Below are 15,513 nucleotides of genomic sequence, written 5' to 3' on the forward strand. Positions count from 1 at the left end.
CATTGCGAGCGCAGCGACCTGTCCGCCATAGCTCGAAGAGCGAAGGCGGACAGGTCGCTCCGCTCGCAATGACGGTTTCCTCTCGCTTTCGCAAGCCTATTTCTTCGCGTACGACACGCCCATCCCGGCGCGGACATCTGCCTGGATTCCGTAGGGCGCGATCGGATAGCGCAGGCCGTTCTTCGCCAACTGCTTCATGCCGACAATGGCCTTGGCAAGGTGTTCAGGCTTGAGCGCCATCAGCATCTCTTCGTCGGGCACGCCGCCATAGCGCCGCTCGGCAAAGCACGGCAGCGACAAGCTCGGCTCGCCGGTCTTGAGCGCCCTGCCCCAGGAATCCGCACACGCAGTCTCGCCGACCACACCCCATTCGAATTTCTTGTAGCCGGTGTATTGCAGACCGTTGATGAGAATAATCATCTGGCCGGGCGTGGCGTAGACCAGACAAATATCCGGCGGATTGAGCCGGCCACTGGTGAGCGGGCTCACCGCCATCGCCTGGTACCGACCGTGAGGCACGACGTCGAGCGCCTCCTGACGCTTGCGCGCGTCCTCGGCCGTGCCGTGCCAGACGCCGACATAGTTTTCTCCGGCGAGAAACTTTTCGTCCTGCGGCGCCAGCCCGATCACGGCGCGGCACTGCGCGCCGACGAGATCGTCACCGGTGATGCCGACGGTCCAGCCGAGCCGTGAAGCCATGCTGACGATCTGGTCGGTGGTATGCACCGCCGAGGGACGCCGGATCTTCGGGATCGCCATCATGTCTTCGACGCGCGCGAACATCTTGATGCCGATCACGGTCGTCTTCAGCCTGAGCAGGCTGTTCAGGTCGGCTACCATGCCGGCCAAATCGAACGCTTCCGGCGTCTGCTGTTGCATGGCGTAAACTCCCAAATCGGCGACCCCGCGCCTGTTGCCTGATTGTAGCCCGGCTGGCGACCGGCTTCTACTTCGGCGCCGGGCCCGGCAGCAATTCGTCGATCTTGCCGGTGGCCCGGTAGGCAATGAGGCCCATCCATTCGCGCAGCGCAAGGTCGGTCCGTCCGAGCCCTTCGACGGCAACGTTTGAAAGCGCCATCAGGTCATCGCGTCCGCCGACCCGCCAATCGACAGGATAGGGCTCCACCACAAATCCCGCTCTTCGGAACAACCCGACCGATCGCGGCATATGAAAGGCCGAGGTCACCAGCACCCATCGTTCACCCTCCTTCGGCTTGACCAGCGCCTTGGAGAATTCGGCGTTCTCCTGAGTATTGCGCGATCCCCGTTCCATGATCAGCCGTGATTTGTCGACGCCGAGGCTTTCGAAGATGGCGCCGGCGAAATCGGCTTCCCTCGCATCGTTCGAGACGAGGTTTGCACTACCGCCGGAAAAAACCACGCGCGCGTTCGGATATCGCCTCGCCAGAGCGGCGGCAGCAATGATCCGGTCCGGCGCGCCTCGAACCACCGGTGTTCCGTGCGCCACGGAGAGATCGGCTTCGATCGACGCCCCCAGCACGATGATGCCATCAGGCGCGCCGCGCGCGGCGTCCCATGACGGAAAGCGCTGCTCCAGGGGATAGAGCAAAGCTTTTCCGAGTGGCGACAGCCCGCAAATCACGAGAAGCAGCACGGCCGCCATCACCAGCTTGCGGCCGAGTGATGCAAAGCGCGTCGCCATCAGAATGGCGCCGACGAACCCGATAGCGATCAGGAAATTCGTCGGCAACAGCAGGTAGCCGAGCGTTTTGGACAGGACAAAAAACAAGGGAAGCCTCTGACAATGTCTGGTACAGCGTCATACGACGCCATTGCAGCAACCAAAAGCCTCCTCATGCCCCATCATCACCTGCATTCCAGCCCCGAAACCTGCCACTGGGGCTTCTTCGAAGCGAAATTGAAGCCCGTCCTGACCATCGAAAGCGGCGATGAAGTCACCATCGACACCGTGACCGGCGGTCCGGAGGTGGTGCCTGATAGCAGCAAGTTTCACGTCCCTCCCGAGCTTGCCGACATTCACGCGCGGAGCGAGCGCATGGTGCCGGGTCACATTCTCACCGGCCCGGTTGCGGTTGCCGGCGCCGAACCCGGCGACGTGCTGGAGGTGGACATTCTCGACGTCCAGCTCCGGCAGGACTGGGGTTACAATCTGATCCGTCCGCTGTCGGGCACCCTGCCCGACGATTTCCATGAGACACGGATCCTGAACATTCCGCTCGACCGCGAGCGGATGGTGGGCCGGATGCCGTGGGGGCTCGATCTGCCGCTTGCGCCGTTCTTTGGCGTGATGGGCGTGGCGCCGCCACCTGCCTGGGGCCGCATCACCTCGCTGATCCCGCGCGCGATGGGCGGCAATCTCGACAACAAGGAACTGGGCGCCGGCGCCAAACTGTATCTGCCGGTGTTCGTGCCGGGCGCGCTATTCTCTTGCGGCGACGGCCACGGCGTGCAGGGCGACGGCGAGGTCTGCGTCACCGCGATCGAGACCGCGCTGCAGGGCCGCTTTCGCCTGACCTTGCGCAAGGATCTGCAGCTCGCCTATCCCCGCGCAGAAACGCCTGATCATTACATGACGATGGCGATGGACCCCGATCTCGATCAATGCGTAGTGCGCGCGCTGCGCGACATGATCGTGCTGCTCGGCGAGAAGCGCAATCTGTCGCGCGAGGACGCCTACACGCTGTGCAGCCTCGCCGCCGACCTGCGCGTGACGCAAACCGTCAACGGCTCCAAGGGCATTCACTGCATGATCGCGAAGGCGGTCGTGCACGGCTGACGCCGCCTTCAAAACTCCGAACGCAGCTGCAGCCTGGCGTGAAACACCACGCTGGTTTTTCCGACCAGCGCCGTTCCGTTCACTTCGGCCGCGTCGACGGAATAGGCGCCGGTAAAGCCGCAGGTGACTTCGCGCCCGCCGAACAGCGGCAGGCTGCCGACCGACTTCGTGTGCTCGTTGGTGATCAATTCGCCACGCCACTTGCCGTGATCGGCGCGATAGGACCCCGTGTAATAGAAGTATGAGTCACCGCCGGCGATCTTGCCGTCGTGCAGCACGATCACGCCGTTGGCGCGGCCGTGCCCGCCGTCCCTCATCTCGATCTGGATGGTGTAAAGACCGTTCGTTACCGTCATTGCGCCCCTTGCCGTCGTCCCCGGACATCATCGGCATTCCCTGTGGCGCTAGGCAATCAAGAAATGGACGCGCGGCTGGATCGTTTCGCCGCGCCAGCAAGCGCCGCCAAGCGCCGCCGGGGGCTCCGCTCAACACGCGCGCAGCCAATCCACAGACCCAGCTCCCGATTTTTAATTGCTTTTTCAAATGGATAGGAAGCTATCCACAAGTCGTTTGACTCATGTGTGCAAAACTAAATAGAGTCGAAATAGTAACTTTTCAGTACATCGTTTAAAAGTTAGCGTTCCCCATGGCTACAGAAAAAGCCGAAACCGACCGCGTTCCCGTTACGTTGGCGCTCTCGACCATCAACTATCTCGAAAGACTGGTGAGACAGGGCACCCACGGCACCAGCGTTCCCGGCGTCGCAAGGACTTTGATCGAGGAAGGCATTCGGCTCGCCATCAAGGATGGGCTGCTTGCGATCCGCGACAACGGAAAGGCGTCCTGACGGGAATTTTCGGAACGCGGCGGTTCACACAGAATGTGGAACCGACAAACATGCTTACGAATCTGCCGACCTGGACCACCGATCGCGTCGAATTGCTGAAGAGTCATTTTGAAGCCGGCCTCACTTGCCGCGAGATCGCAGCCAGCATCGGCGTCAGCCGCAACGCCGTCATCGGCAAACTCGCTCGCCTGGAATTGACGCGCGGACCCCCAAGGGCCAAACCGCGCCCGGACAAGACCGCCAGGGAGCGCTCCAGGAAATCCGTCCCCAGACTGCAGTATCAGATCCTGCAGGCCGTCTACGAAAACGCGCAGCCGCTACAGGAAGAGCCGATCGCAAGCGAATACCGCTGCTCGCTGCTCGAGCTCAGCAACGAACGGTGCCGCTGGCCGATCAGCACGCCCGGCGCAGAGGATTTCTGCTTTTGCGGCAACACGCCGGTGCAAGGCATGCCCTACTGCTCCGGTCACCACCGCCTCGCCTATCGTCCGGGCTCGCGCCAGCGCGTCGCGAGGGAATCAGGCAATCGGTTCGCGTGAAGAAACGCGTCGACACAAAGCGAAGCGTCGGTTCTGATTCAATCAGAACCGACGGGCCCTATCCCAGCCGCCAGCCGACCTCTTCCGTAAAGCTCTTGTAGAACTCCGGCGTATAAGCCTTTTCCGGGGCCTGTCGCACCCGCTCGTCGAGCTTGTGGGCGTCGTCACCGACGAGAATTCGCCAACGCTCGGCCCTGACGCCGTCGAGGATGATCTTTGCCGCCGCCGCCGCCGTGGTCGGCGCCTCGTCCCGGAAGGAGCGCGCGCGGTCGAGCGCGATCTTCTGGATGTCATCGTCCGACATCGGCTCGGTATCGATGCCCATGCCCTTCAGGCGCTGCCGCGTCGCCAGGATTTCATTCGGGCTGAGTTCTTCGGATTCCGATCCGCTCTGGATCTTGCGCGAATTGGAAACGATCGAGGTGCCGATATGCCCGGGCATCACGACCGAACATTTGATATGCGGTGCATTGAGCCGCAGATCCGTCATCAGCGCTTCGGTAAACCCCTTCACGGCGAACTTGGCGGCGCTGTAGGCGGTGTGCGACGCGCCCAATCCCACGGACGCCCAGAAGCCGTTGACGCTCGATGTGTTGACGATGTGGGCCTCGTCCGCCTTCATCATGAGCGGCAGGAAGGTGCGGACGCCGAGATAGACGCCGCCCCAGCAGATGTTGAAGGTGCGCTCCCACTGCTCGCGCGTGTTGGTGAACAGACTGCCGCCGCCGCCGATGCCGGCATTGTTGAACAAGAGATGGATCTTGTCGGTCGCCTGCTGCTCGATCAGCTCATCGCGAAAACGCTGGAGATGGTTCTCGATCGAGACGTCGGCGACATGCGTGGTGACGCGAAGGCCCTGCGGCAGCTTTTCCGCCTCGCACAGCCGCTTGGTCTCGGCCATCGCCTCCAGGGAAACGTCGCACATCGCGACATTGCAGCCTTCGGTCACCAGCTGGCGCGCGAGTTCGCGGCCCATGCCCGTGCCGCCCCCGGTGATCACGGCAAACTTTCCGGCAAAATCCTTCATGGGTACGCTTACCTCGGTTTTGAGTTTTTGAGTTGGGGCCCTCATGGCAACGGAGCCCGTGCGAACGGGACAGTAACAGCTCGCGACTGCCGGTAAAGCCGCCCGTGAGACGGCGGTTCGATTGTCTCGCTGACGTTTTCGCGCAGCGGAATTTACTCTGCCGCCTCGCGCGAGCCGCCCAGTGCAGCCAATCCCTCCAGTGCCTTCCCAATCGCAGCCTGTTGCGCCGGCGAAGCTTCCGGCATCGGCGCGCGGGAGAAGGTTGGCGGCAGCCCCTGCCGCGACTGCGCGTAGCGCGTGCACGCTGGCAGATTGTCCGAGACGATGGCGTTCCACAGCGTCAGCAACTTCTTGTGCAGCTCGAGCGCGCGAACATGATTGCCGGCTTTCACCGCGTTCCAGAGTTCGACGGAAGAGTGCGGCGCGGCGCTCAGGATCGCCGCAATCGATCCATGCGCGCCGAGCGCGTAGGACGGATACATCAGCGCATCGACGGCGCTGTAGATCAGCTTGTCCGGCGCCATCATCATCAGATCGGCAAATAGTTTCAGATCGCCTGCGCTCTGCTTGACGCCGACGACCAGCGGCACCTCGTTCATGATGCGGGTCAGCAGCATCGGCGAGAGATAGGACCACGGCACCACGTTGTAGATGATGATCGGCATGCCGGTTTCATCGGCCATGCGGCGGAAGTGATCGAGCATCGCCTGCTCGTCCGGCTTGAACAGATAATGCACCGGCGTCACCTGCAAAGCGGCGACGTTCATGTCGCGCACCAGCCTGCCGCGCCGGATCGCATCGCGGGTGGAATCGACGATGATGCCGGCAATCACGGGCGCGCGTCCTTTCGCGGCTTCCACCGTCGCCGCCACCAGGTCGCGATACTCTTCGTGGTCGAGGGTATGCCCCTCGCCGGTCGAACCGCCCGCCGCCATGCCATGGCTGCCGGCGCCGATCAGCCAGTCGACCTGGGGAGCAACCTGTTGAAAATCGATCTCGCCGTCTTTCCGGAACGGCGTGGTCATCGGCGGTATCACGCCGGTCGGACGTGTCTTCATGGCGAACCCTCGCGTTTCCATCCGCTATCCGCGGGTTGCATCCCGCGTTCCCGGCAGCTTTTTCGGCCGGTTGGAGGCGAGCCTATTGAAGGGCGGCGCTGTTATCCAGCTCGTGCGGCCAATCGCACTGCAGGGGAGTATTGCATCTTCCGCACATGTTGAACCTTCGGCCTCCGCCAGCGACCTACTGACTGGAGGCAGTATCTACGCAGAGGAGATCGCCATGATCCATTGGCGCGATACCATGATCGATCGGCCGGAATCGGATGGTGCGGCTTATGTCACGGGCTGGACCGTCAGCGGATTAGTTGTGCTTGGCACCATTGTTGCCGTTTGGGTTCTCGGCATTTAGGGCGGGGGTGGGGAACTGGCCAGCGGCCGCTTCAATAAGGCCGTTCGCGCGCCTTGCGCTGGGCGCTGATCGCAGCTAATGGAACGGCATCGGAGCGTGGCGCAGCCCGGTTAGCGCACTAGTCTGGGAGACTAGGGGTCGGAGGTTCAAATCCTCTCGCTCCGACCAATTTTACAGCCGCCCGCTCAGCCGTCCTTCATCGCATTGTCCAGCAACTGGCGGCAGGCGACGAGATCCTGCAGTACCCGCTCCAGACGCCCGCGGTCGGCTTCCGAAGGTCCCGGCTTGCCCTTGGCGAACGGCAGCAAAATGCCGTCGTCGTCGGTATCGACAAAGCGGTAGTCGATTTCCTTCTCTTCGGTCTCGTAATCCTCGTCGTCGGCATTGACGGTCGGCGTCTCGCCCTCCTCGGGCTCCTGCAGGCTGAGACCGATCGCCTCCTCGACGGCGCCGAAGGTAACGGCCGAGGTCTGGTCGGCAAGGCCCTGCACCGATTTGATGCCGTGCTCTTTCAGTATCCGCTGCACACCGCGGATGGTGTAGCCCTCGCCATAGAGCAGGCGACGGATGCCCTTGAGCAGGTCGACGTCGTCGGGGCGGTAGTAACGCCGCCCGCCGCTTCGCTTCATCGGCTTGATCTGGGCGAACCGCGTCTCCCAGAACCGCAGCACGTGCTGGGGAATGTCGAGTTCTTCAGCGACTTCGCTGATAGTGCGGAACGCATCCGGCGCCTTGTCCAAATGCCAGCTCCTCTCAACTCATCTTGTTGGTGAAGACGCAGTACTCGCCTTGTTACGCGGCCGTGTTACTCGTTCTCGCTAGTCGGTCTTGCTTTCGCCGTTGCCGGGCGCGTGACCGTTGATCCGCTGCTTCAGAATAGCAGAAGGCTTGAACACCATCACACGACGCGGCGAGATCGGCACTTCAGTACCGGTCTTCGGGTTACGTCCGATACGCTGACCCTTCTTGCGCACCATGAACGAGCCGAATGACGACAGCTTCACCGTCTCACCCTTCTCCAGGCAATCGGTGATCTCTTTCAAAACGAGTTCAACAAACGCGGATGATTCAGTTCGCGACAGGCCCACCTTCTGGTAGACCGCCTCGCACAAATCGACACGTGTGACTGTTTTTCCGGTCCCGGTCATCGCCTGCCCCGCACTCTCGGCGAACAATTTATTCCCTGAAATTAGGAGGTTAGCACGCAATGGTCAACAGCGACCATCATGCAGACGCATGGAACAACACTACAATTTTAATCGGTACTTTTAGGCCGCGCTTACCAGCGCACGAGGGCGGAACCCCAGGTAAAGCCGCCGCCCATGGCCTCGAACAGCAACAGATCGCCCTTTTTGACACGTCCGTCCTTGACGGCGACCGCCAGCGCCAGCGGAATCGACGCGGCCGACGTATTGCCATGCAGGTCGACGGTCAACACCACCTTCTGCGGTGCAATATGAAGCTTGTTCGCCGAAGCATCGATGATTCGCTTGTTGGCCTGGTGCGGAATGAACCAGTCGATATCGTCGGCCGTCAGGCCGGTGGCGTTGAAGGCATCGACGATCACGTCGGTGATCATGCCGACCGCGTGCTTGAACACCTCGCGGCCTTCCATTCGCAAAAGGCCGACGGTCTGGGTTGAGGACGGACCGCCATCGACATAGAGCTTCGACTTGTGGCGACCGTCGGAACGCAAATGCGTCGTCAGCACGCCGCGGTCGCTCGATTTGCCCGGCTCCGTCTGCGCCTCCAGCACGACCGCGCCGGCGCCATCGCCGAACAGCACGCAGGTGCCGCGGTCGTTCCAGTCCAGAATCCGCGAAAAGGTCTCGGCGCCGATCACCAGCGCGCGCTTGTAGGTGCCCGTGCGCAGGAAATTGTCGGCGGTCGCGAGCGCAAAGACGAAGCCGGAGCAGACCGCTTGCAGGTCGAAGGCAGCACCGTGGTTGATGCCGAGGCCTTGCTGCACCGCGACCGCGGTGGCCGGAAAGGTGTTGTCCGGCGTAGAGGTCGCCAGAACGATCAGGTCGATCGCCTGGGCGTCGAGCCTCGCATGATGTAGCGCCGCGCGCGCAGCCTTGATCGCCAGATGCGAGGTGAACTCGCCCTCGGCGGCGACGTGGCGCTCGCGGATGCCAGTGCGCTGCACGATCCACTCGTCGGACGTATCAATGCGGGTCGCCAGTTCGGCATTGGTCAGGATCCGCTCCGGCAAATATGAGCCGCAGCCGAGCACGACCGAACGTATAGCAGTCACGAGACATCCTCCGGCGCGGTTTGCGCTTGAGCCAGCGCACTGCCGTCGCGATTAAGCATATGATTGATCTTGGTGAGGAGATCGCAGCGGACCATCTCATAGCCAACATCGACTGCATAGGCAAAGCCCTCGGCGCTGATTCCACCATGGCTTTTAACAACCACACCTTTCAATCCGAGCAAAACACCACCATTGGATTTGTTCGGGTCGAGCTTGTCACGCAGCGCCTTGAAGGCGCTGCGGGCAAACAGATAGCCGATCTTGGATTGCCAGCTGCTCGCCATCGCATTGCGTAGAAAATCCGCCATCTGACGCGCGGTCCCTTCGGCGGCCTTCAACGCGATGTTGCCGCTGAAACCTTCCGACACGATCACGTCAGCCGCGCCCGCGCCGATCCCGTCGCCCTCGACGAAGCCGATATATTCGAGCTCCGGCAGGTTCATCGCGCGCAGCTGTTCCGCCGCCTTGCGAATTTCCTCGCCGCCCTTGACCTCCTCGACCCCGATATTGAGCAGGCCGACGGTCGGACGCTTCAAGCCGAACAGCACATTGGCCATCGCGCTGCCCATGACCGCGAGCGACACCAGATGATGCGCGTCGCCGCCGATGCTGGCGCCGAGATCGAGTACGACGGAATCGCCGCGCGCCGTCGGCCATACGCCGGCAATGGCCGGCCGGTCGATGCCGGGCATGGTGTGCAGATGGAAGCGCGCCATCGCCATCAGCGCGCCGGTATTGCCGGCGGAAACCGCCACATGGGCCTCGCCCTTCTTCACCGCGTCGATCGCAAGCCACATCGACGAGTTCTTGCGGCCGCGGCGCAGCGCCTGGCTCGGCTTGTCGTGCATGCTGACGGTGACGTCGGTATGGACGACGCGCGACGCCTTTTTCAGCGCCGGATATCTGGCAAGCTGCTCGTCGATCAGCTTGCTGTCGCCATAGAGCAGGAATTCGCTGTCGGGATGCCGTTTCAAAGAGATGGCGGCGCCGGGAATGACGACCGATGCGCCGACATCGCCACCCATGGCGTCAAGCGCGATTCGAACCTTTTGCGGCATGAACGTCCCGGAAACCTGATCTCTTGCGGCCTTCGTAGAACCTGGCCGCGCACTGGAATGGCACCGCCAAAGCGATGCTCGGCAAAACGCAATACCACGCCCCCGCCGGGCCGCGACAATAGCGTGTCCCTGTCCCGACACAACCTCTTGACCACGCTCTTTTGGCGAAAGGCAAGCCCTGTGGCCCGAAATCAAGAATACAAAATATCTAGATATATTTCAATATCTTACGGAGGATTCCTGGCGAGATATCACAACCACCTCCAACCGATGGCAGCTTCGCCGACCACTTTAGCTGCCGGCTACTTGCCCTTGGGCTTCCTGGTGCCCGATTTTTTCGGTTTTGCCTTCAACGCCTTGAGCGCCGCGAACGGGTGATCCTCGGGATCGGCGGCTTCAACCACCGGCTCGAATACGGCGCCGGGTTTGCGCGGATATGGATCGACCGCGAGATACAATGCGTCGGTGGCGACCCGGCCGAGATCGATCATTCCGTGCTCGATCGGCTCGGGCGGATCGGGTGTCTCCTCGTCGCTTTCCGCGGCCTCATCGACCAGCGCAGCCATCTCTGGGATCTGCTCGGGCGGCGCGAAGGTCAGATCGATCGGCTCGTCGATATCGGTCTCCATCTCCTCCAGCGTCACCACGCAGGTCTGTCCAATCCGCGCCCGCACGTGGCCGGCTACGTGGAAGCGGCCGCCTCTCTCTGGCGTCACGTCGAACGAGGCCTGCACCGAAAGCACCTCACGCAAGCCTCCGACATCGGCCACCGCGCTGCGAATGGCCTGGTCGGCCTCGATGTCGCGATGCAGGCCCGTCTCCGGTAGCTGCGCCACCGCGACGGGGACGCGCCACGGGTCGGGCTTCTCTGTCGTGCCAGTCTTGGTCGTACCAGTCTTGCTCATTGCTGCGTGCCATTCTCCGGCAAGGGAAATCTGGCCGAGCCGCTCGCTAGCGCCGCCTCGTCGAGGCGGTCGAGAGCGGCCATCGCCGCCTCTGCATAGGCCGCAAGCAGGCGGGCCTTCTCGATGTTCTCGCCGTTCAGGATATTCTTGCAGATCGCCTGCGCCAGTGCCTCACGGCCCTCCGTCAGCGCAAAGTCATAGGCCGCCGTCCGGCCATAGAAGGCTTCGCCGAAGGCCTGCATGCGCTTCGGCACTGTGAGATCGCCGACCCCCATTTCGCGCAGATTATCGTCCATATCGTTGCAAAAATGGTCGAACAGCCCCTGCGACAGGGCCGTGCCGCCCTCCACCGACTTCAGGCGGCGCAAGAACAGCCACAAATGCAGCAGAAGCAGGTCAAAACGGCCGTTAACCGTGTCCGGAACCCCAAAGTCCCGATAAAACAACGGTTCTCGCACCTGCGTCACGATCATGCCATAGATGGCCTCGATGGTGCCGCGCAGCGGCGTCCGGGGTTTCCTGAAGTGATTGAATGGCCAAAGCATTGTGGGTTCCGCAAGCGAGCCCTCCCGGGCCAGCCGTGTTGCAATCCAGTGTGCTGCCCGGTACGTCAACGCACCGCGCGATGCAAGAGGACGGGCTAATTCCTGAGATGACCGAGTTGAGCCACCTGAGCACCTGTGTGCCCTCGCCTCGCCGCCTGGCCATGCGCTGGCGCGGCTTCCGCGCGGCGGCGGCCGTGGCAATGGTCTGTGCGACGCTCGCGGGGTGCACCGGCGAGCAGTTCCAGAAGGGCTACATCCTGCCGCCCAACGCGCTCGAGCAGATTCCGATCGGCGCCAGCCAGGATCAGGTGCTGATCGTGATGGGAACGCCCTCCACGGTTGCGACCCTGAACGGTGAGGTGTTCTATTACATTTCGCAGCGCTCCGAGCGCAAAGTCGCGTTCATGAATCAGCAGGTCGTCGACCAGCGCGTGATCGCGATCTATTTCGACAGGAATCGCCAGGTGCAGCGGCTCGCCAATTACGGATTGCAGGACGGCAAGATCTTCGACTTCATCAGCCGCACCACGCCGACGTCCGGCCAGGAGCTCAGCTACCTGACGCCGCTGTTCAAGCTGCTCAGCTTTAACTAGCGCCTGCCCGGTTCTGATTGAATCAGAACCGGGCTTTGGATTTTGTCCTGACGCGTTTTCTACCGCAGATAGGTCTACGCAATCTGCGCAAGCTTGATTGCTGTGCGAATCGGCGTCCACCCACGGATCAACTCCGAGGGCATGCTTCGCTCGAAAGCGCTACGGCTTCTTAGCCCTGTTCCGCGAGACGGAAATCCTGCGCCAAGCCGCCCGCTTGCCCTGCGTGCGCGCGCTGCATACGGTCCCTGCAAGCAACCACCAAACAGGGAGTGAACTTGTGACCATTGGAATTCTTTCTCGCCGACGCGTGTTGACCGGCGCCGCAGCCGTTTCGGCAGCGGCCATTTTGCCGCGCTCAAGCTACGGCGCCGACTGGCGGCCGACCGAAAACGTCCGCCTCATTGTGCCGGCGGCGCCAGGAGGCACCACCGATGTGATGGGACGATTGCTGGCGGCACATCTGCAGAAAGCGTGGGGCCAGTCCGCGGTCGTGGAGAACCGCTCCGGCGGTGGCGGCACCATCGGCACCGCCGAAGCCGTGCGCAGCAAGGGTGACGGACACACCATCCTGGTCGGCAATCCCGGCCCCAACGCGATCGCTTACAGCATTTTCCGCAACATGCCCTACAAGGCGGATCAGCTGCAGCCGGTTTCCAACCTGATCCGGATTCCAAACATCGTATCGGCGCATCCGTCGGTGCCAATCAAGTCGGTCGCGGACCTGACCGCCTATATCAAGGCCAATCCGGACAAGCTCACCTATGGCTCGTCCGGTGTCGGGCAGAGCCCCCACCTCACCGGCGCCTGGTTCCTGCAATTGACCGGGCTCAAGATGGTGCACGTGCCGTTCCGCGGCGCCGGGCCGGCGCTGCAGGCTGCCCTTGCCGGCGATATCCAGGTCCTGTTCGACAATCTCTATCCGACGCTGCCGCAGGTGCAGGAGGGCAAGCTCAACGCCCTGGCGGTGACCACGCCGGAGCGCGCCGCGCTGGCGCCCAACGTTCCGACCATGCGCGAGAGCGCGCCGGAGCTTGCAAAGTTCGATGTGTCGTCCTGGTTTGGCATTTTCCTGCCGAAGAGCGCGCCCGCTCCCGTGGTCGACGCGCTCAACAAGGAGATCAAGGTGTTCCTGGAGCGCGATGACATCAAGGAAAACATGGCCAAGATCGGCGCGCGCACCGATCACGGCACGCCGCAGCAGTATTCCGACTTCATCCAGGCGGAGACCGCGAAGTTCGCCGCCATCATCAAACAGGAAGGCCTGCAGATGGATGCGGGCTGATCGCCTGATCGCAACCCAAGCAAAACCCCGCGGCTCGCACCGCGGGGTTTTCTTTTGATCAGCTTCCCGCCGCTCAGTGCGCCAGGATCGCCAGCAGCAACAGCGCCACGATGTTGGTGATCTTGATCATCGGGTTGACGGCGGGACCCGCCGTATCCTTGTAGGGATCGCCGACGGTGTCACCGGTCACGGCCGCCTTGTGGGCGTCGGAACCCTTGCCGCCGAAATGGCCGTCCTCGATGTACTTCTTGGCGTTGTCCCAGGCGCCGCCGCCCGAGGTCATCGAGATCGCGACAAACAGACCGGTCACGATCACGCCGAGCAGCATGGCGCCGACGGCGGAGAACGCCGCCGACTTGCCGGCCGCGCCACCGCCTGCGATCGCGTAGATCACGAAGTAGACGAAGATCGGCGACAGCACCGGCAACAGCGACGGAATGATCATTTCCTTGATCGCCGCCTTGGTCAGCAGGTCGACCGCCTTGCCGTAGTCCGGCTTGTCGGTGCCCTTCATGATGCCGGGCTTCTCGCGGAACTGACGCCGCACTTCCTCGACGATGGCGCCGGCTGCGCGGCCGACCGCCGTCATGCCCATGGCGCCGAACAGATACGGCAGCAGGCCGCCGAACAGCAGGCCGACCACCACGTAGGGGTTGTTGAGCGAGAAGTCGGGCAGCACACCCTGGAAGTACGGATGCTTGGCAGAGTTGGCGATGAAGAACTTGAGGTCTTCATTGTAGGCTGCGAACAGCACCAGCGCGCCGAGGCCGGCGGAGCCGATCGCGTAGCCCTTGGTGACCGCCTTGGTGGTGTTGCCGACCGCGTCGAGCGCGTCGGTCGACTTGCGCACTTCCTTTGGCAGGCCGGCCATTTCGGCAATGCCGCCGGCGTTGTCCGTAACCGGACCGAAGGCATCGAGGGCGACGATCATGCCGGCCAGCGCCAGCATCGTCGTGGTCGCAATCGCGATGCCGAACAGGCCGGCAAGGCTATAGGTGATGAGGATGCCGGCGATGATCACGATCGCGGGCATCGCGGTCGATTCCATCGAGATCGCGAGGCCCTGGATCACGTTGGTGCCGTGACCGGTGACCGAAGAAGCGGCGATCGATTTCACCGGGCGATAGTCGGTGCCGGTGTAGTATTCGGTGATCCAGATGATCAGGCCGGTGACGGCAAGGCCGACGATGCCGCACCATACCAGCGTCAGTCCGGTGAACGACGCATTGCCAGCGCGCAGCGGCGTGTCAAAACCGATCAGCCAGTAGATCACGGCAGCAACGCCGACCAACGACAGGACGCCGGTTGCGATCAGGCCCTTGTACAGCGCGCCCATAATCGACTGGCTGGCACCGAGCTTGACGAAGAAGGTACCGATGATCGAGGTGATGATGCAGACGCCGCCAATCGCGAGCGGCAAGGTCATCATCGGCACCAGCAGCGGCGAGGTCGCAAAGAAGATCGCGGCCAGCACCATGGTGGCGACCGCGGTCACCGCATAGGTTTCGAACAGGTCGGCCGCCATGCCGGCGCAGTCGCCGACGTTGTCGCCGACGTTGTCGGCGATGGTCGCCGGATTGCGCGGATCGTCCTCGGGAATGCCGGCTTCGACCTTGCCGACGAGATCGCCGCCGACGTCAGCACCCTTGGTGAAAATGCCGCCGCCGAGACGGGCGAAGATCGAGATCAGCGAGGCACCGAAGCCAAGCGCCACCAGCGCATCGACGACGACGCGGTCGTTGGCCTTCAGCCCCATGCCGTGGGTGAGAGTGGCGAAATAGATGGTGACGCCGAGCAGCGCGAGACCAGCGACCAGCATACCGGTGATGGCGCCGGCCTTGAAGGCGAGTTCGAGTCCGCCGGCCAGCGAGGTGGTCGCCGCCTGCGCGGTGCGCACGTTGGCGCGAACCGAGACGTTCATGCCGATGAAGCCCGCGGCGCCCGACAGCACCGCACCGATCAGGAAGCCGATCGCAACCAGCACGCCGAGGAAGTAGACAAGCAGCGCGAAGATCACGATGCCGACCATGCCGATCGTCATGTATTGGCGCTTGAGATAAGCCTGCGCGCCCTCGGCCACCGCGGCCGCGATTTCCTGCATGCGCGGGTTGCCGGCATCCGATTTCAGAACGGAAGACGTCGCCCAGATGGCGTAAACGATCGAAAGCGCTCCGCAGAGCACAATCACCCATAATGCTGTCATAGAAGTTGCCTCAGATGCTGGTTTTCCGCCCCACGCCATCCCGCGAGCGCGGCCGGCGCATATTATGGAGGCCTCCCCTGCCCAAAAGG

18 protein-coding genes and 1 tRNA gene are annotated in these 15,513 nt (G+C 62.7%); 7 read left to right on the forward strand and 12 right to left on the reverse strand.

All coding sequences use genetic code 11. The annotated features are described in order from the left end of the window. Positions 1 to 96: 96 nt before the first annotated feature. Together V1279_RS18180 and V1279_RS18185 are read right to left on the reverse strand one after the other, a co-directional pair. Positions 97 to 879, reverse strand: coding sequence for a DUF169 domain-containing protein (locus V1279_RS18180; protein ID WP_334438448.1), 783 nt, complete (start codon positions 877 to 879; stop codon positions 97 to 99). Positions 880 to 946: 67 nt separating this feature from the next. Next, on the reverse strand, positions 947 to 1,750 hold the full coding sequence (locus V1279_RS18185) for a YdcF family protein (protein ID WP_334438451.1): 804 nt from the start codon (positions 1,748 to 1,750) through the stop codon (positions 947 to 949). 66 nt (positions 1,751 to 1,816) lie between these two features. Here V1279_RS18185 and V1279_RS18190 point away from each other — a divergent pair, with 66 nt between their 5' ends. Further along, complete coding sequence (locus V1279_RS18190; RefSeq protein WP_334438453.1) at positions 1,817 to 2,758, forward strand: acetamidase/formamidase family protein; 942 nt, start codon at positions 1,817 to 1,819, stop codon at positions 2,756 to 2,758. A gap of 8 nt (positions 2,759 to 2,766) precedes the next feature. On the opposite strand, the gene V1279_RS18195 is transcribed toward V1279_RS18190, so the two are convergent. Beyond that, a complete protein-coding gene (locus V1279_RS18195) occupies positions 2,767 to 3,114 on the reverse strand; it encodes a GrlR family regulatory protein (RefSeq protein ID WP_334438455.1) in 348 nt (115 codons plus the stop codon). Between the two features lie 290 nt (positions 3,115 to 3,404). Here V1279_RS18195 and V1279_RS18200 point away from each other — a divergent pair, with 290 nt between their 5' ends. Next, positions 3,405 to 3,605: a hypothetical protein gene (locus tag V1279_RS18200; RefSeq protein ID WP_057839093.1), complete on the forward strand. Its 201-nt coding sequence runs from the start codon at positions 3,405 to 3,407 to the stop codon at positions 3,603 to 3,605. Between the two features lie 50 nt (positions 3,606 to 3,655). Further along, positions 3,656 to 4,144 carry a GcrA family cell cycle regulator gene (locus tag V1279_RS18205; protein WP_334438457.1) on the forward strand — a complete coding sequence of 163 codons (489 nt, stop codon included), beginning with the start codon at positions 3,656 to 3,658 and terminating at the stop codon, positions 4,142 to 4,144. A 58-nt stretch (positions 4,145 to 4,202) separates the two neighbouring features. On the opposite strand, the gene V1279_RS18210 is transcribed toward V1279_RS18205, so the two are convergent. Next, complete coding sequence (locus tag V1279_RS18210) at positions 4,203 to 5,171, reverse strand: SDR family oxidoreductase (protein ID WP_334438459.1); 969 nt, start codon at positions 5,169 to 5,171, stop codon at positions 4,203 to 4,205. A 152-nt stretch (positions 5,172 to 5,323) separates the two neighbouring features. After that, positions 5,324 to 6,229: a dihydrodipicolinate synthase family protein gene (locus V1279_RS18215; protein ID WP_334438462.1), complete on the reverse strand. Its 906-nt coding sequence runs from the start codon at positions 6,227 to 6,229 to the stop codon at positions 5,324 to 5,326. Between V1279_RS18215 and V1279_RS18220 the strand changes: the two genes are divergently transcribed. Both V1279_RS18220 and V1279_RS18225 read left to right on the forward strand, forming a co-directional pair. After that, positions 6,228 to 6,581: a hypothetical protein gene (locus tag V1279_RS18220; protein ID WP_334438465.1), complete on the forward strand. Its 354-nt coding sequence runs from the start codon at positions 6,228 to 6,230 to the stop codon at positions 6,579 to 6,581. The genes V1279_RS18215 and V1279_RS18220 overlap by 2 nt on opposite strands. A 90-nt stretch (positions 6,582 to 6,671) precedes the next feature. After that, positions 6,672 to 6,749: transfer RNA gene (locus tag V1279_RS18225), tRNA-Pro, on the forward strand. A gap of 17 nt (positions 6,750 to 6,766) precedes the next feature. On the opposite strand, the gene V1279_RS18230 is transcribed toward V1279_RS18225, so the two are convergent. The 6 genes from V1279_RS18230 to V1279_RS18255 form a co-directional block, all read right to left on the reverse strand. Next, entirely contained in the window at positions 6,767 to 7,321 is a 555-nt protein-coding gene (locus V1279_RS18230) for a MerR family transcriptional regulator (RefSeq protein ID WP_334438468.1), read from the reverse strand. A 78-nt stretch (positions 7,322 to 7,399) separates the two neighbouring features. Beyond that, positions 7,400 to 7,729, reverse strand: coding sequence for an integration host factor subunit alpha (locus tag V1279_RS18235; RefSeq protein ID WP_057845762.1), 330 nt, complete (start codon positions 7,727 to 7,729; stop codon positions 7,400 to 7,402). A 131-nt stretch (positions 7,730 to 7,860) separates the two neighbouring features. Continuing rightward, positions 7,861 to 8,838, reverse strand: a complete 978-nt coding sequence (locus tag V1279_RS18240; protein WP_334438471.1) for a beta-ketoacyl-ACP synthase III — start codon at positions 8,836 to 8,838, stop codon at positions 7,861 to 7,863. Beyond that, positions 8,835 to 9,896 (reverse strand): phosphate acyltransferase PlsX, encoded by a 1,062-nt coding sequence (plsX, locus tag V1279_RS18245; protein WP_334438474.1) that lies wholly within the window; start codon positions 9,894 to 9,896, stop codon positions 8,835 to 8,837. Before plsX ends, V1279_RS18240 begins: the two co-directional genes overlap by 4 nt. A gap of 302 nt (positions 9,897 to 10,198) precedes the next feature. Then, on the reverse strand, positions 10,199 to 10,801 hold the full coding sequence (locus tag V1279_RS18250; protein ID WP_334438476.1) for a YceD family protein: 603 nt from the start codon (positions 10,799 to 10,801) through the stop codon (positions 10,199 to 10,201). Further along, positions 10,798 to 11,346 (reverse strand): ubiquinol-cytochrome C chaperone family protein, encoded by a 549-nt coding sequence (locus V1279_RS18255; RefSeq protein WP_334438478.1) that lies wholly within the window; start codon positions 11,344 to 11,346, stop codon positions 10,798 to 10,800. Before V1279_RS18255 ends, V1279_RS18250 begins: the two co-directional genes overlap by 4 nt. A gap of 161 nt (positions 11,347 to 11,507) precedes the next feature. Between V1279_RS18255 and V1279_RS18260 the strand changes: the two genes are divergently transcribed. Beyond that, positions 11,508 to 11,939 (forward strand): outer membrane protein assembly factor BamE, encoded by a 432-nt coding sequence (locus tag V1279_RS18260; RefSeq protein ID WP_442894896.1) that lies wholly within the window; start codon positions 11,508 to 11,510, stop codon positions 11,937 to 11,939. A 277-nt stretch (positions 11,940 to 12,216) separates the two neighbouring features. Then, positions 12,217 to 13,221: a Bug family tripartite tricarboxylate transporter substrate binding protein gene (locus V1279_RS18265; RefSeq protein WP_334438483.1), complete on the forward strand. Its 1,005-nt coding sequence runs from the start codon at positions 12,217 to 12,219 to the stop codon at positions 13,219 to 13,221. Between the two features lie 73 nt (positions 13,222 to 13,294). On the opposite strand, the gene V1279_RS18270 is transcribed toward V1279_RS18265, so the two are convergent. Further along, on the reverse strand, positions 13,295 to 15,424 hold the full coding sequence (locus V1279_RS18270; protein ID WP_334438486.1) for a sodium-translocating pyrophosphatase: 2,130 nt from the start codon (positions 15,422 to 15,424) through the stop codon (positions 13,295 to 13,297). Positions 15,425 to 15,513 lie beyond the last annotated feature (89 nt).

Source organism: Bradyrhizobium sp. AZCC 1610 (genome assembly GCF_036924515.1).
Classification (GTDB): domain Bacteria; phylum Pseudomonadota; class Alphaproteobacteria; order Rhizobiales; family Xanthobacteraceae; genus Bradyrhizobium.